Origin of the sequence: Mesorhizobium sp. WSM3879 (assembly GCF_002294915.1) — a bacterium.
Lineage (GTDB): Bacteria > Pseudomonadota > Alphaproteobacteria > Rhizobiales > Rhizobiaceae > Mesorhizobium.
Genome location: NZ_NSFZ01000004.1, coordinates 288,250 through 301,664 on the forward strand (window position 1 = coordinate 288,250; position 13,415 = coordinate 301,664).

The 13,415-nt window shown below is 64.8% G+C and carries 12 protein-coding genes; 6 read left to right on the forward strand and 6 right to left on the reverse strand.

Annotation, left to right across the window (positions count from 1 at the left end; genetic code table 11):
- The first annotated feature begins 3 nt into the window (after nt 1-3).
- From trpC to lexA, 4 genes are all read left to right on the forward strand, one after another.
- Nucleotides 4-816 (forward strand): indole-3-glycerol phosphate synthase TrpC, encoded by an 813-nt coding sequence (gene trpC, locus CK218_RS11350; RefSeq protein ID WP_095827763.1) that lies wholly within the window; start codon nt 4-6, stop codon nt 814-816.
- 2 nt (nt 817-818) lie between these two features.
- Nucleotides 819-1,298: a cyclic pyranopterin monophosphate synthase MoaC gene (gene moaC, locus CK218_RS11355; RefSeq protein ID WP_095827764.1), complete on the forward strand. Its 480-nt coding sequence runs from the start codon at nt 819-821 to the stop codon at nt 1,296-1,298.
- 1 nt (nt 1,299) lies between these two features.
- On the forward strand, nt 1,300-2,505 hold the full coding sequence (gene glp, locus CK218_RS11360) for a gephyrin-like molybdotransferase Glp (protein ID WP_095827765.1): 1,206 nt from the start codon (nt 1,300-1,302) through the stop codon (nt 2,503-2,505).
- A gap of 116 nt (nt 2,506-2,621) precedes the next feature.
- Nucleotides 2,622-3,356: a transcriptional repressor LexA gene (gene lexA, locus CK218_RS11365; protein ID WP_067320161.1), complete on the forward strand. Its 735-nt coding sequence runs from the start codon at nt 2,622-2,624 to the stop codon at nt 3,354-3,356.
- Here the strand turns inward: lexA and CK218_RS11370 are convergent.
- Nucleotides 3,340-5,799, reverse strand: coding sequence for a ComEC/Rec2 family competence protein (locus tag CK218_RS11370; RefSeq protein WP_095827766.1), 2,460 nt, complete (start codon nt 5,797-5,799; stop codon nt 3,340-3,342). The genes lexA and CK218_RS11370 overlap by 17 nt on opposite strands.
- A gap of 102 nt (nt 5,800-5,901) precedes the next feature.
- Between CK218_RS11370 and gltX the strand changes: the two genes are divergently transcribed.
- Nucleotides 5,902-7,326, forward strand: coding sequence for a glutamate--tRNA ligase (gene gltX / locus CK218_RS11375; RefSeq protein WP_095827767.1), 1,425 nt, complete (start codon nt 5,902-5,904; stop codon nt 7,324-7,326).
- 181 nt (nt 7,327-7,507) lie between these two features.
- The gene (gltA, locus tag CK218_RS11380) at nt 7,508-8,836 is read left to right on the forward strand and encodes a citrate synthase (protein ID WP_095777720.1); all 1,329 of its coding nucleotides are present in this window, start codon (nt 7,508-7,510) and stop codon (nt 8,834-8,836) included.
- Between the two features lie 82 nt (nt 8,837-8,918).
- Here gltA and lpxB read toward each other — a convergent pair whose 3' ends face one another.
- Genes lpxB through lpxD form a run of 5 tightly spaced genes read right to left on the reverse strand, consistent with a single transcriptional unit; the run spans nt 8,919 to nt 13,340 of the window.
- Complete coding sequence (gene lpxB / locus CK218_RS11385) at nt 8,919-10,100, reverse strand: lipid-A-disaccharide synthase (protein WP_095827768.1); 1,182 nt, start codon at nt 10,098-10,100, stop codon at nt 8,919-8,921.
- Nucleotides 10,090-10,992 (reverse strand): UDP-2,3-diacylglucosamine diphosphatase LpxI, encoded by a 903-nt coding sequence (gene lpxI / locus CK218_RS11390; protein ID WP_095777812.1) that lies wholly within the window; start codon nt 10,990-10,992, stop codon nt 10,090-10,092. Before lpxI ends, lpxB begins: the two co-directional genes overlap by 11 nt.
- Nucleotides 10,979-11,815, reverse strand: a complete 837-nt coding sequence (gene lpxA / locus CK218_RS11395; protein ID WP_095827978.1) for an acyl-ACP--UDP-N-acetylglucosamine O-acyltransferase — start codon at nt 11,813-11,815, stop codon at nt 10,979-10,981. The genes lpxI and lpxA overlap by 14 nt, the downstream gene beginning before the upstream one ends.
- 15 nt (nt 11,816-11,830) lie before the next feature.
- Complete coding sequence (gene fabZ, locus CK218_RS11400) at nt 11,831-12,292, reverse strand: 3-hydroxyacyl-ACP dehydratase FabZ (RefSeq protein ID WP_066992658.1); 462 nt, start codon at nt 12,290-12,292, stop codon at nt 11,831-11,833.
- Nucleotides 12,285-13,340: a UDP-3-O-(3-hydroxymyristoyl)glucosamine N-acyltransferase gene (gene lpxD / locus CK218_RS11405; protein ID WP_095827769.1), complete on the reverse strand. Its 1,056-nt coding sequence runs from the start codon at nt 13,338-13,340 to the stop codon at nt 12,285-12,287. Before lpxD ends, fabZ begins: the two co-directional genes overlap by 8 nt.
- Between the last annotated feature and the right edge of the window lie 75 nt (nt 13,341-13,415).

A 13,415-nucleotide genomic window follows, 5' to 3' on the forward strand; every position in this document is an offset into this window, starting at 1 on the left:
ATTTTGTCCGATATCCTGCGCAAGATCGAAGCCTACAAGCGCGATGAGATCGCCGCCGCGAAGCTCAGCGAGCCGCTTGCCGAGGTCAAGGCGAAGGCCAAGGATGCGGAACCCCCGCGCAGCTTCCTTGCGGCGCTTGAGGCCAAGCGGAAGGCCGGCGGCTTCGCGCTGATTGCGGAGATCAAGAAGGCCAGCCCTTCCAGGGGCTTGATCCGCGCCGACTTCGACCCGCCGGCGCTCGCCAGGGCCTACCAGCAAGGCGGTGCTGCCTGTCTTTCGGTGCTGACCGACGCACCGTCCTTCCAGGGCGCGCCCGGCTTTCTGACCGCGGCGCGCGCCGCCGTTAGCCTGCCCGCCCTGCGCAAGGATTTCCTCTTCGACCCGTATCAGGTTCATGAAGCCCGCGCCTGGGGCGCGGACGCGATCCTCATCATCATGGCGAGCGTCGACGACGCCTTGGCCAGTGAATTGGAAGCCACGGCCTTCGATCTCGGCATGGACGCGCTGGTCGAGGTGCATGACGAACAGGAGATGGAACGCGCGCTTCGTCTCTCGTCGCGGCTGATCGGCATCAACAACCGCGATTTGAGAACCTTCGAAACCAGCCTCGACGTTTCCGAGCGGCTTGCCGCCATGGTCCCGGACGACCGGCTGCTGGTCAGCGAGAGCGGCATTTTCACCCATCAGGACTGCCGGCGGCTGGAAAAGAGCAAGATCGGCACCTTCCTCGTTGGCGAAAGCCTGATGCGGCAGGCCGACGTGGCCGCCGCGACCGCCCTTCTGCTGACGGGCAAGGCGCCGGCCGAGGCCGTCTGAGAATGCCCGCGCTTACGCATCTCGGCGCCAAGGGCGAAGCCAACATGGTCGATGTCGGCGGCAAGGCCGAGACGACGCGCACGGCCATCGCCGAAGGGTATGTCACCATGCAGCCGGAAACGCTGGAGATGATCCTGGCCGGCGACGCCAAGAAAGGCGACGTGCTTGGCACGGCGCGCATCGCCGGCATCATGGCGGCCAAGAAGACGCATGAGCTCATCCCGCTTTGCCATCCCCTCCTTCTCACCAAGGTGTCCGTCGAGATCGAGCCCGATCACGCGCTTCCCGGCCTGAGGGTCAGCGCGCTTGCCAGGGTTACCGGCAAGACCGGGGTGGAAATGGAGGCGCTGACCGCGGCGTCGGTTGCCTGCCTCACCATCTATGACATGGCCAAGGCAGCGGACCGCGGCATGGCGATTTCCGGCATCAGGCTGGTCGAGAAGACCGGCGGCAAGTCGGGCGACTACAAGGCAGGTCTGTAGCATGGCTTTGCTTCCGGTCGCCGACGCGCTCCAGCGGCTGTTGGACGGCGCGACCGCGCTGCCAGGCGAAAGCGTGCCGCTGGCCGACGCCGCCGGCCGGGTTCTGGCCGACCCGGTGGTGGCTCTGCGCACCCAGCCGCCCTTCAATGCGTCGGCGATGGACGGCTATGCCGTAAGGGCCGCCGACGTGGCCTCGGCGCCGGCGCGGCTCTCCGTGATCGGCATGGCGCCCGCCGGGCGTGGCTTCACCGGCTCTGTCGGCAAGGGCGAGACCGTGCGCATCTTCACCGGCGCGCCGCTCCCCGAAGGCGCCGATACCGTCGTTATCCAGGAGAATGTCCGCGATCTCGGCGGCGGCGGCATCGAAGTGACCGAGCCGACCGCGGAGGGACGAAACGTCCGTCGCCGCGGCCTCGACTTCTGCGAGGGCGACCTGCTCCTCGAAAAAGGCCGCCAGCTCGATCCGGCGGCGCTTTCGCTGGCGGCATCGGCCAACCATCCGAGTCTCAACGTGGTGCGGCAGCCGCTGCTCGCCATCATCGCCACCGGCGACGAATTGCTGCCGCCGGGCAGCGCGCTCGGCCCCGACCAGATCATCTCGTCGAATGCCTATGGCGTCACAGCTACGGCCCAGTCGGTCGGCGCGCGCGCGCTCGACCTCGGCATCGCCGCCGACCGCAAGGACGCGATCGCGGCCCTGGTCAAGAAGGCGGTCAAGGCCGGCACCGACGTCATCGTCACGCTTGGCGGCGCCTCCGTCGGCGACCACGACCTGATCCACGACGTGCTGACCGGCGAAGGCATGCAGCTCGACTTCTGGAAGATCGCCATGCGTCCCGGCAAGCCGTTGATGTTTGGCCGGCTCGGCGACATTCGCTGCATCGGCCTGCCCGGCAATCCGGTCGCAAGCCTGGTCTGCTCGCAGCTGTTCCTGAAGCCGCTTCTGGCGCGGCTGGGCGGCCGGTCCTGCCGGCAGGAAATCCGCATGGCCCGGCTAGGCGTCGCAATGCACGCCAACGATCTCAGGCAGGACTATGTGCGCGCCGTGGTCCGCGAAGATGCGGGGGCGTTGATCGCAACACCGTTCGGCATCCAGGATTCCTCGATGTTGAGGATTCTCGCCGATGCCAATGGCCTGATCGTGCGCCAACCCTTCGCACCGGCGGCTGAAGCCGGCGAGGAATGCAGCGTTCTGATGTTACGCTGAACAAAACGTCAACACATTCACTAAACTTTAAACGGTTGCGGAACACAACTGGAACAGATAGTGTTTGTTCTGGGTTTGTTTTTCTGATTCTGGTTTCAGAACCCATGGGGGCCGCCATGCTGACGCGCAAACAACATGAACTGCTGATGTTCATCCATGAACGGCTCAAGGAAAGCGGCATTCCGCCGTCTTTCGATGAGATGAAGGAAGCGCTCGACCTTGCCTCGAAATCGGGCATCCACCGCCTGATCACGGCGCTGGAGGAGCGCGGTTTCATTCGCCGGCTGCCGAACCGGGCGCGTGCCCTTGAAGTGCTGCGCCTACCTGACTCGATCGCGCCCGGCCTCAATGCGGCGAAGAAATTCTCGCCGAGCGTCATCCAGGGCGGCCAAGGCAATCTCGGCCGCCAGATCAAACCCGCGGCGCCCGCCCGCACGCCGACGCCCAGCAATGACGACGACGCCGGTTCAGCCGTCTCCATCCCGGTGATGGGTCGCATTGCCGCCGGCGTGCCGATCGACGCCATCCAGCACCAGACGCATTCGATCACAGTGCCGCCGGACATGATCGCGGGCGGCGAGCACTACGCGCTCGAGGTCAAAGGCGACTCGATGATCGAGGCCGGCATCTTCGACGGCGACACGGTCATCATCCGCAACGCCAGCACTGCGAGCCCCGGGGAGATCGTCGTGGCGCTGGTCGACGACGAGGAGGCGACGCTGAAGCGCTTCCGCCGCAAGGGCGCCTCCATCGCGCTCGAGGCTGCCAATCCGGCCTATGAGACGCGCATCTTCGGTCCCGATCGCGTCAAGGTTCAGGGCAAGCTCGTCGGGCTCATCCGCCGCTACTGAGGGGCTGCGGCTTGGCTTCCTTCTCGGGCTTCTTGTAAGGCGCCAACCCCCTCGCCTCACGCGAGTAGCGCCGCTGTTCGTGCCAAGGGCGGTACGGTTTTTCGACGGCGTATTGAATGGTTGCTCGCGCCGTCGCCGATTGCGGATCGAAGAAGACGGCGGCACTGCCGTCGCGCGCGAGCTGCCGCTTGGTGACGACGAGGATACGTGGATCGCGGCAGGGATTGTAGGCCGTGGCGTCGTTGATGACGATGAGGTCTGCGAAGTCGCAGGCAGGCCGGGCAGCTTCGCGGTTCTCGGCGAGCGCGACGATCGCGCCTGATGGATGCCGGCCAATGCAGAGATCGCCCGTGCAGTAAAAGGGCGATCCAGGCGGCAGGTCGACCGGATCGGCCAAGTCCAGCGTGCCCTTGGCGAATGTCTCCGGCGGCACGATCGTTTCGGCCTTGAGCGCACGTTTCCAGTTATCGGTGGTGAACTCGTTGGAGCGGGCGCGATTGATGGCGAGTTCGCCGCCGCCGATCGGCATCGCCACCAGATGCGCGTCCTCCGAGATCAGCAGGTCCGGCGTGCGCACCTGCGGGATGATCATGACGGCCGCGGCAGCGAAAGGAATTGCGGTCAGCCTGAGCCACGTAGTCGCCATCGTGGCGATGACGAGCGCGATCGTCGCCAGCAGCACCGAATGGATCGAGATCAGGCCCACGGCATCGACCGGCGACCACTCCGAAATCCACGCCGAGATCGCGATCATCGCCGCCAGGCCCTTGCCCATCAAATAGAGGAAGGGCCCGTCGAAGCCGAACGGCATCATGACCGCGCTGGCGACGGCCAGAAACATCACGATCGTGACGATCGGCATGATCGCGAGATTGGCCAGCAGGCTGAGCGGCGAGACGCGCTGGAAATGCCAGATGGCAAACAGCGCCGTGGCACTTCCGGCAATGATCGACGTCATTGCGGCGCCACCTGCTCCGACTGCCAGTTTGTGCGACATGAACCGCAGGAACGAACGCTTTTCCGGCGGCGCTCTCACCTTGCCGGCGCGGTAGTCGGACCAGCCGGCATAGGCGCCGACAAGGGCGGCGGTTGCCGCGAACGACATCTGAAAGCTCGGGCCAACCACTTCATGCGGCGACACCAGGATGACGGCGATGGCCGAGATCGCCAAATTGCGCATCGTCAGCGCGGCGCGGTCGAAAAGCACGGCGATCAGCATGACGGCCAGCATGATGAAGCTTCGCTCGGCGGCGACCACCAACCCGGAGATGACGAGATAGGCGGCGATCGACATAAGCGCGATTGCCGCGGCATACTTCTTCACCGGCCGGCGTGACGAAAAATCCGGGAACAGCGCAAAGGCGCCGCGCAGCAGAAGCATGACCGTGCCGGCGACCAGCGCCATGTGCAGGCCCGAAATCGAGATGATGTGATAGATGCCGGTCCGCCGCATCGCCTCGTTGATGTCCTCGGGAATGCCGGCGCGCACGCCGACGATCAGTGCAGCGGCAATCTCGCCTTCGGGTCCGCCAATGGTGCTTCTGATGTGATCGGCAATGTTTTCGCGCGCGTTCTCGATGGCTGAGGCGATGCTCGTCTGAGCGATCGGGTCGGTTGGCGGAATGAGTTTCGGGTCGCCGAGGAGAAATCCACTGCCGCCGATGCCGGAAAAATAGCTGTCGAAGGAAAAATCATAGCTTTCGGGACGGACCGGCCCGGTCGGCGGCAGGAGCCGTGCGTAACCCGTCACCAGCGATCCAGCCTTCATGCCGGCCGGGATCCTGCGTGCCGAGAGCCTGACGCGATCCGGTGCGTAGCGCAGCTTTGGATGCGCGGTCGAGATGAGATCGATGGTCAGCCTGACGCGGCCATTGGCCATTTCCTCGGCGACGGCGACGCGGCCTGTCAGCCGCGTCTGGATTTCGGAGCCGAGCATCGGTGTTGCGGCGCGCCAGGTCTCGACCTTCGCGGCGACGAAGCCCAGCGCGCAAAACAGAGCCGCCATAAAGACCAGGTGTGTCTTCAGCCAGGGACGCGAAACGGCCGCGCATAGAGCCATCAGCGCCACCGCCGCCAGCGGTCGGTAAAGATCCGGCTCGGCGCTCAAGGAATAATAGAGTATCACGCCGGCGGCCAGGAACACCGGCACCAGCAGGAAGCCGATGCCGCGGTCGAGCTCGGTGGAGGCTGCCTCGGCCACACCCCGGCGAAACGCGGAAAACGAGGCACGGCGGAACCGCCTGCGGATTAAGTCGATGGCTGCCGGCGGACGAGCTTGTAGCGAAGCATCGCCGTCCGGCGGCAAAATTTCGGCGGCCGGACGCGGCACTGGAACCAAAACCGGTACAGCCTCGGCAGGCACGGTGGCGGCAAACAGCAGGCGCTCGCTCACGCCAGCCGTCGTCTCCTCGCCCTCCTCCGCACCCCGGCCACGTCCAGCCATCGGGTCTGCCCCTTGCGCCCCAGACCTCCTATGCTACATGAACGCCCACCGCGCGAAAGTCCGCGCAAACATGCCCGCTTCAGTGCTTCTTCCGAGAGTTCCATGTCCGACAAGGTCGTCACCCGCTTTGCCCCCTCGCCCACCGGCTATTTGCACATCGGCGGCGCGCGCACGGCGCTGTTCAACTGGCTCTACGCCAGGCACACGGGCGGCACGATGCTGCTGCGCATCGAGGACACCGACCGCGAGCGCTCCACCGAAGCGGCGACGGCCGCTATTCTTGACGGACTGACCTGGCTCGGCCTCTCATGGGACGGCGAGGCCGTGTCGCAGTTCGAGCGCGCGCCGCGCCACCGTGAGGTGGCAGAGGAGCTCGTACGGCTGGGCAAGGCCTATTTCAGCTATGAGACGCCTGCCGAGCTGGAGGCGATGCGCGAGGCGGCGCGGGCCAAGGGTCTGCCGCCGCGCTACAATGGCCAGTGGCGCGACCGCGACCCCTCCGAGGCGCCTCCCGGCGTGAAGGGCGCCATCCGCATCAAGGCGCCGACCGAAGGAGAGACCGTCGTGCACGACCGCGTGCAGGGCGAGGTGCGATTCCCGAACAAGGACCTCGACGACTTCATCATCCTGCGCTCGGACGGCAACCCGACCTACATGCATGCCGTCGTCGTCGACGATCACGATATGGGCGTCACCCACATCATCCGCGGCGACGATCACCTGACCAACGCCGCGCGCCAGACCGTAATCTACAACGCCATGGGCTGGACCGTGCCGTCGATGTCGCACATCCCGCTGATCCATGGTGCCGACGGCGCCAAGCTGTCGAAGCGCCACGGCGCGCTCGGCGTCGAGGCTTATCGCGCCATGGGCTATCTGCCGGAGGCCCTGCTCAACTATCTGGCCAGGCTCGGCTGGAGCCACGGCGACGACGAGGTGATGTCGATCAAGGATATGATCTCCTGGTTCGACATCGGCGACGTCAACAAGGGCGCCGCCCGGTTCGACTTCGCCAAGCTCGAGGCGCTGAACGGCGTCCATATGCGCAAGATGGACGACAAGGCGCTGTTTGATATTCTCGTAGCCACCCTGCCCTATCTCGAGGGTGGCCCGGCGCTCGCGGCCAAACTCGACGACAGGCGCAAGGCACAGCTGCTTGCCGCCATGCCGGGCCTCAAGGAGCGGGCAAAGACGTTGGTCGAGCTTGTCGATGGAGCCGGCTTCCTGTTCGCCGAGCGGCCCTTGCGGCTCGACGAAAAGGCTGCGGGGTTGCTTGGCAGCGACGCCCGCGCCATTTTGCGCGGCGCCCATGCCGCGCTCGCCGCGATCTCCAGCCAATGGAGCGCCGCGACCGCGGAAGCCGCTATTCGCGATTTTGCGCAGGCAGGCGGCCATAAGCTCGGCGCCGTGGCTCAACCGCTGAGAGCTGCGCTCACCGGCCGCAGCACCTCGCCCGGCGTGTTCGATGTGCTCGCTGTGCTCGGCCGTGAGGAGAGCCTGGCGCGGGTTGCGGATCAAATCGATTAGGAGCGAACTGGCCCAAGAAGATTGGCATTGAAAGGTGTGTTTCGCAGTGCAACATTAGGCCTTGGCCCAATCTGGCACGCACCTCCTAAAATGCGGTGGCAAGTTCGCGCATTCCGGTGATTTCGACGTGTCGTTTGCAGGAATTGCCTTGCCGGCATGAGAAAACATAAAGGAGTTTGCAATGAGCGAAGCTGCGACAAAACTGGAATCGGGCGGCAAGGCGCGCGAGTCGACCGCAAGGCTCGAGCTCGCCGGCAAGACGCATGAATTCAAGGTGCGAAGCGGCTCGACCGGGCCCGACGTCATCGACATCGGCGCGCTGTACAGCACCACCGGGGCCTTCACCTACGATCCCGGTTTCACCTCGACGGCAAGCTGCGAGTCGGCGATCACCTTCATCGACGGCGACGCCGGCATCCTGCTGCATCGCGGCTACCCGATCGACCAGCTCGCCGAGCACGGCGACTTCCTCGAGGTCTGTTATCTCCTGCTCTACGGCGAATTGCCGACCAAGGCGCAGAAGGACGACTTCGACTATCGCGTGACGCGCCACACCATGGTGCATGAGCAGATGTCGCGCTTCTTCACCGGCTTCCGCCGCGACGCCCATCCGATGGCCGTCATGTGCGGCGTGGTCGGCGCGCTGTCGGCCTTCTACCACGACTCTACCGACATCTCGGACCCATATCAGCGCATGGTCGCCTCCATGCGACTGATCGCCAAGATGCCGACGATCGCGGCGATGGCCTACAAATACCACATCGGCCAGCCCTTCATTTACCCGAAGAACGAGCTGAATTTCGCCGCCAACTTCCTGCACATGTGCTTTGCCGTGCCGTGTGAGGAGTACAAGATCAATCCGGTGCTGGCGCGCGCCATGGAGCGCATCTTCATCCTGCACGCCGATCACGAGCAGAACGCGTCGACTTCGACGGTTCGTCTCGCCGGCTCTTCGGGCGCCAATCCGTTCGCCTGCATCGCGGCCGGCATTGCTTGCCTCTGGGGCCCCGCGCATGGCGGCGCCAACGAGGCGGCCCTCAACATGCTGGGCGAGATCGGCCATGTCGATCACATCCCGGAATTCATCGCCCGCGCCAAGGACAAGAACGACCCGTTCCGCCTGATGGGCTTCGGCCATCGCGTCTACAAGAACTACGATCCGCGCGCCAAGATCATGCAGAAGACGGCGCATGAGGTGCTGGGCGAGCTCGGCATCAAGGATGATCCGCTGCTCGACATCGCGATGGAGCTGGAGAAGATCGCGCTGACCGACGAGTATTTCATCGAGAAGAAGCTCTATCCGAACGTCGACTTCTATTCGGGTATCACGCTGAAGGCGCTGGGCTTCCCCACCACCATGTTCACCGTGCTGTTCGCGGTCGCCCGCACCGTCGGCTGGATCGCGCAGTGGAAGGAAATGATCGAAGATCCGCACCAGAAGATCGGCCGCCCGCGCCAGCTCTACACCGGCGCCACGGAGCGCGATTACGTGCCGATTGCGAAGCGGTGAGTGAGCGAATAGCGAAATAGCGAATAGCGAATAGGGACAGAACTCGGCGGCGCTGAGCGGCGCCCAGCCTACTCGTTATTCGCTACTCCCTATTCGCTTTTCTGATGCACCCCAGCACCACCTCTGCAGCAATCTCGCCCGACGGCCTGTCGGTCGCCATGCGCCTGGCGATTTCGGCAAAACCTGCCCGCTGCCAGGCGCGCATGCCGGTGTCGGCAAACAGGGCTTCCAACTGACGCGCCAGGTTCTCCGGCCTGACATACTGATCATAGAACTCCGGCACCAGCGCGCGATCGGCGATCAGGTTGGGCAGCAGCGCCGACCAGGTCGTCACCAGATGCTGCAGCAGCTGCCTCGCGATCGGATCGAGCTTGTAGCTGGAGACCATTGGAACACCGCAAAGCGCAAGCTCGAGCGAAACTGTTCCGGAGGCGATCAGAGCCGCGTCGGCCTTGCCGAAAGCCAACCATTTGCGCTCCGGATCGGTGATGATCTCTGGCTTCTCGTCCCAACGCGTGACGGATGTTTTCACCAGGTCGGCGACATGCGGCACCGTCGGCAGCATCAGCCGCAAGCGGTGACCGCGCTGATGCAAGACCGATATCGCCTTGCCGAACGGCTCGATCAGCCGGCGCACCTCGCCGCGGCGCGAGCCGGGCAGCACGAGCAGCGTCTTCACGCGATCCTCCGACAGATCCCGCGGCAAGCTCTGCGCCTTGGCGGCGCCAAGCACGCCGGGATCCTGGGTCAGCCGGTGGCCGACATAGGTGCCGGGCGGCCCACCAAGTCGGGTGAGCGCCTTCACTTCGAAGGGCAGGATGCAGAGGATGTGATCGACATAGGGCTTCATCGCCGCCGCCCTGCCCGGCCGCCATGCCCACACGCTCGGGCAGACATAATGGACGATCGGGATGGCGGGCGCGGCGGCGCGGACCCTTTTGGCGACCCGCAGCGAAAAATCAGGGCTGTCGATGGTGATCAGGCAATCCGGCCGCTCCGCCGCGACGGTGCCGGCTGTTTGGCTGATCCGGCGCATCAGCCGCGGTAGGTCGCGCAAGACGGCGCTGAAGCCCATCAGCGCGATCTCGCTGCCGTCGAAGAGCGGTGTCAGCCCCAGTTCCTGCAGATGCCGGCCGCCGATGCCGACGAGCCGGATCTTACGACCGGTGGTCTTCTCGAGCGCACGCACGATGTCGGCGCCGAGCAGATCGCCCGATTCCTCGCCCGCGACGATGGCGATCTTGAGCGGCCTCTCACTGGCCATCGGTCGGCTCCGTCGCGGTAAATCCGACGATGAACAAGCCAAGCGCATCGGCCCGCGCGAGAGTCACCGGGCTTTCGAGAATGAGCGAGCGGCCGGCTTCGACGGCGATGCCGGCAAGGCCGGCCGCATGTGCGGCCTCGACCGTCTGCGGGCCTATCGAGGGCAGGTCGGCGCGCAGCTCCTGCCCTGGCTTGGCGCATTTGACGAGAACGCCGCGCGTCTTGCCGGCGAGCCTGCCGTGTCCGCGCAATTCGCGCGTCCGCTCGAGCAGGCCCTTAGTGCCTTCGATGCCTTCCAACGCGATAACCCGCCCTCCAATAGCAATCGCCGCCTGGCCGATGTCGAGCTCGCCGATCGCCTTGGCCGCCGCGCGGCCCGCCTCGATATCGCGCCAGTCCGATTGCTTTGGTCCTGCCTTGGTCAGCGTGCCCTCGCCGGCAGCGAGATCTGGAACGATCTCATGCGCTCCGACCACGGTGATACCGCGCATTTCCAGCCCGCGCGTCAGAACCTTCAAAAGCCCGTCGTCGCCGCGGGCCAGCGCCATTGCCACGGAGGGGATTATCGTCAGCAGACTGAGCGTTGGACGTATCTTCGCAAGCCGCGGCCTGCGCTTGATCTCGCCGGCAAGAACCAGGTGGTTAATGCCTTCGCGCTTCAGCAAGGGAAGCAGGAAGCCGATGTCTTCGAGCGCAAGCGTCGCCTGCTCGTAGGCGGCAAAGTCCACTTCGCGATCCACCTCGCCCTCGGCCAGGATGATGAAAGGCGAATGTCCCTGTCTGACCAGACCTTCCGCCACTTCGACCGGCAGGCTGCCGCCACCGGCGATGATGCCGACCCTGGAGCCCGGCGCGAGTGCAAGCCCTGACCCGGCGGGCTCAGCCCTCGTCATCGCCATCGTCATCGCCGCCACCGCCCTTGAGCGGCGGGACGGCATAATGCCGCTTGCCGCGACTGGTGATGAAGTCGATCATCTTCATGGCCGTCGGTGACGAGGCGAACTCCGCCTTGGCGATCTCGACATTCTCCCCGACCGTGCGGGAGTGGTCGAAAATCGCCCTGTAAGCCCTTCGCAGCATGTAGATTTCGGCGCGCGGCAGGCCGGAGCGCTTCAGGCCGACGACGTTGAGCCCGCGCAGCTTGGCGCGATTGCCGACCGCGATCGCATAGGGAATGACGTCGCCGACGACCGCCGAGCAGCCGCCGATAAAGGCGTTGTCGCCGACGCGGACAAACTGATGCACGGCGGTCAGGCCGCCGATATAGACATTGTCGCCGATCTCGCAATGCCCGCCGAGCGTCGCCCCATTGGCGAAGGTGGCATTCTTGCCGACGACGCAGTCATGGGCAATGTGGGCATAGGCCAGGAAATTGCCATTGTCGCCGATCGCCGTCTCGCCGCGGCTGGAATCGGTGCCGACATGCATGGTGACGCCTTCGCGGATGGTGCAATTTCCGCCGATGACCAGCGTCGTGCGCCCGCCCTTGTGCTTGGTGTTCTGCGGCGGCGCCCCGAGCGTCGACATTGGATAGACCTTGGTCGAGCCGCCGACGGTGGTCGCGCCCATCACCGAGACATGGCTGACCAGCTCGACGCGATCGCCGATGACGGCATCGGCGCCGACATGGCAGAAGGGTCCGATACGCACACCTTCGCCGAGCTGGGCGCCTTCTTCGACGACCGAGGAAGGGTGGATTGATGTCTGAACTTTCATGAGCATTAGAAACCGTCAGCCGGTGACCATCATAGCCGAAACTTCGGCTTCGGCGGCCTTTGCGCCATCCACCATCGCCTCGCAGGCAAATTTCAGCAGGTTGCCGCGCTTCTTGATCTTCTTGACGTGGATCCTGAGCTGATCGCCGGGGACGACCGGCTTGCGGAACTTCGCGTTGTCGATGGTCATGAAATAAACCAGCGACGGCTTTTCCGCATTGAGGCTGCGAATGCAGATCGCGCCGGCGGTCTGGGCCATGGCCTCGATGATGAGCACGCCCGGCATCACCGGCTGCTGCGGGAAATGGCCCTGGAAGTGCGGTTCGTTGATGGTCACGTTCTTGATGCCGACCGCGGAGTCGTCGCCGTCGATTTCGACGATACGGTCGATCAGCAGAAACGGATAACGGTGCGGCAGGAGCTTCATCAGCCCCATTATGTCGACCGCCTCAAGTGTCGTCGCAACCGTGTCAGCCATTTCCGTCGCCCTGCTTGCGCGTCCTGGCCAGCCTGCGCAGCATCGCGATCTCACGCATGGCTTCCGCCATTGGCTGTGCCGGATAGCCTCCCCAGACCTCGCCCGCCGGCACGTTGCTCATGAATCCACTTCTCGCAGCAAGCTTGGCCCCGGGACCGATGGTCAAATGATCGGCGAGGCCGACGCCGCCACCCATGGTGACGTTGTCGCCGACGACGACGGAACCGGAAATACCCGAAAGCCCGGCTATAATGCAATTGCGGCCGATGCGAACATTGTGGGCGATCTGCACCAGATTGTCGATCTTGGTGCCTTGTCCGATGATGGTGTCGGACATCGCACCGCGATCGACGGTCGAGTTGGAGCCGATCTCGACGTCATCCTGAATGATGACGCGGCCGATCTGCGGCACGCGCTCAGGTCCCTTCGCGCCGGCCACGAAGCCGAACCCGTCCTGACCGATCCTTGAACCGCCATGAATGATGACGCGGTTGCCGATCAGCGCATATTGGATGCTGGCGCCCGGACCCACATAGCCATCACGACCTATCTTGCAGGAGCGGCCAATGACCGCATGGGGCGCAATGACCGTGCCGCTCCCGATAGAAACGTCGGGACCGATCACGGCGCCCGCCTCCACGATCGCACCCGCTTCGACATGCGCGGACGCATCGATGTGCGCTTGCGGCGAAATGCCGGTTTCGCCGGTCATCGGCCCGGGCGTGGCGGCCTGCGGAAAGAGCAGCCGCCCCACCATGGCGAAGGCCTGCTGCGGGCGCGGATGCGCCAGCACCGCAATCCCCTGCGGCGCCCTGTTGGCGAAGTCGGCAGGACAGAGAACGGCAGCCGCCCTGAGCGAATGCATCAAGGCGAAATTGCGCTTGCCGTCGACAAAGACGAGCGCACCGTCGCCACCCTCATTGGCGGGCGCCAGCGCGTCGATGGCGATGTCGGCCTGCGAGGAATCAATAAGATTGGCGCCGGTCAGATTCGCGACCTCGCCAGCCGTATACCGGCGTGAAGGCGCGAAGAACACCGGATCGGTCATTCCACAAACATTATCCAGCTAGGTCGGATCAGTCGATTCCGGGCCATCATACGACCCGGAAACATCGTAACCCGC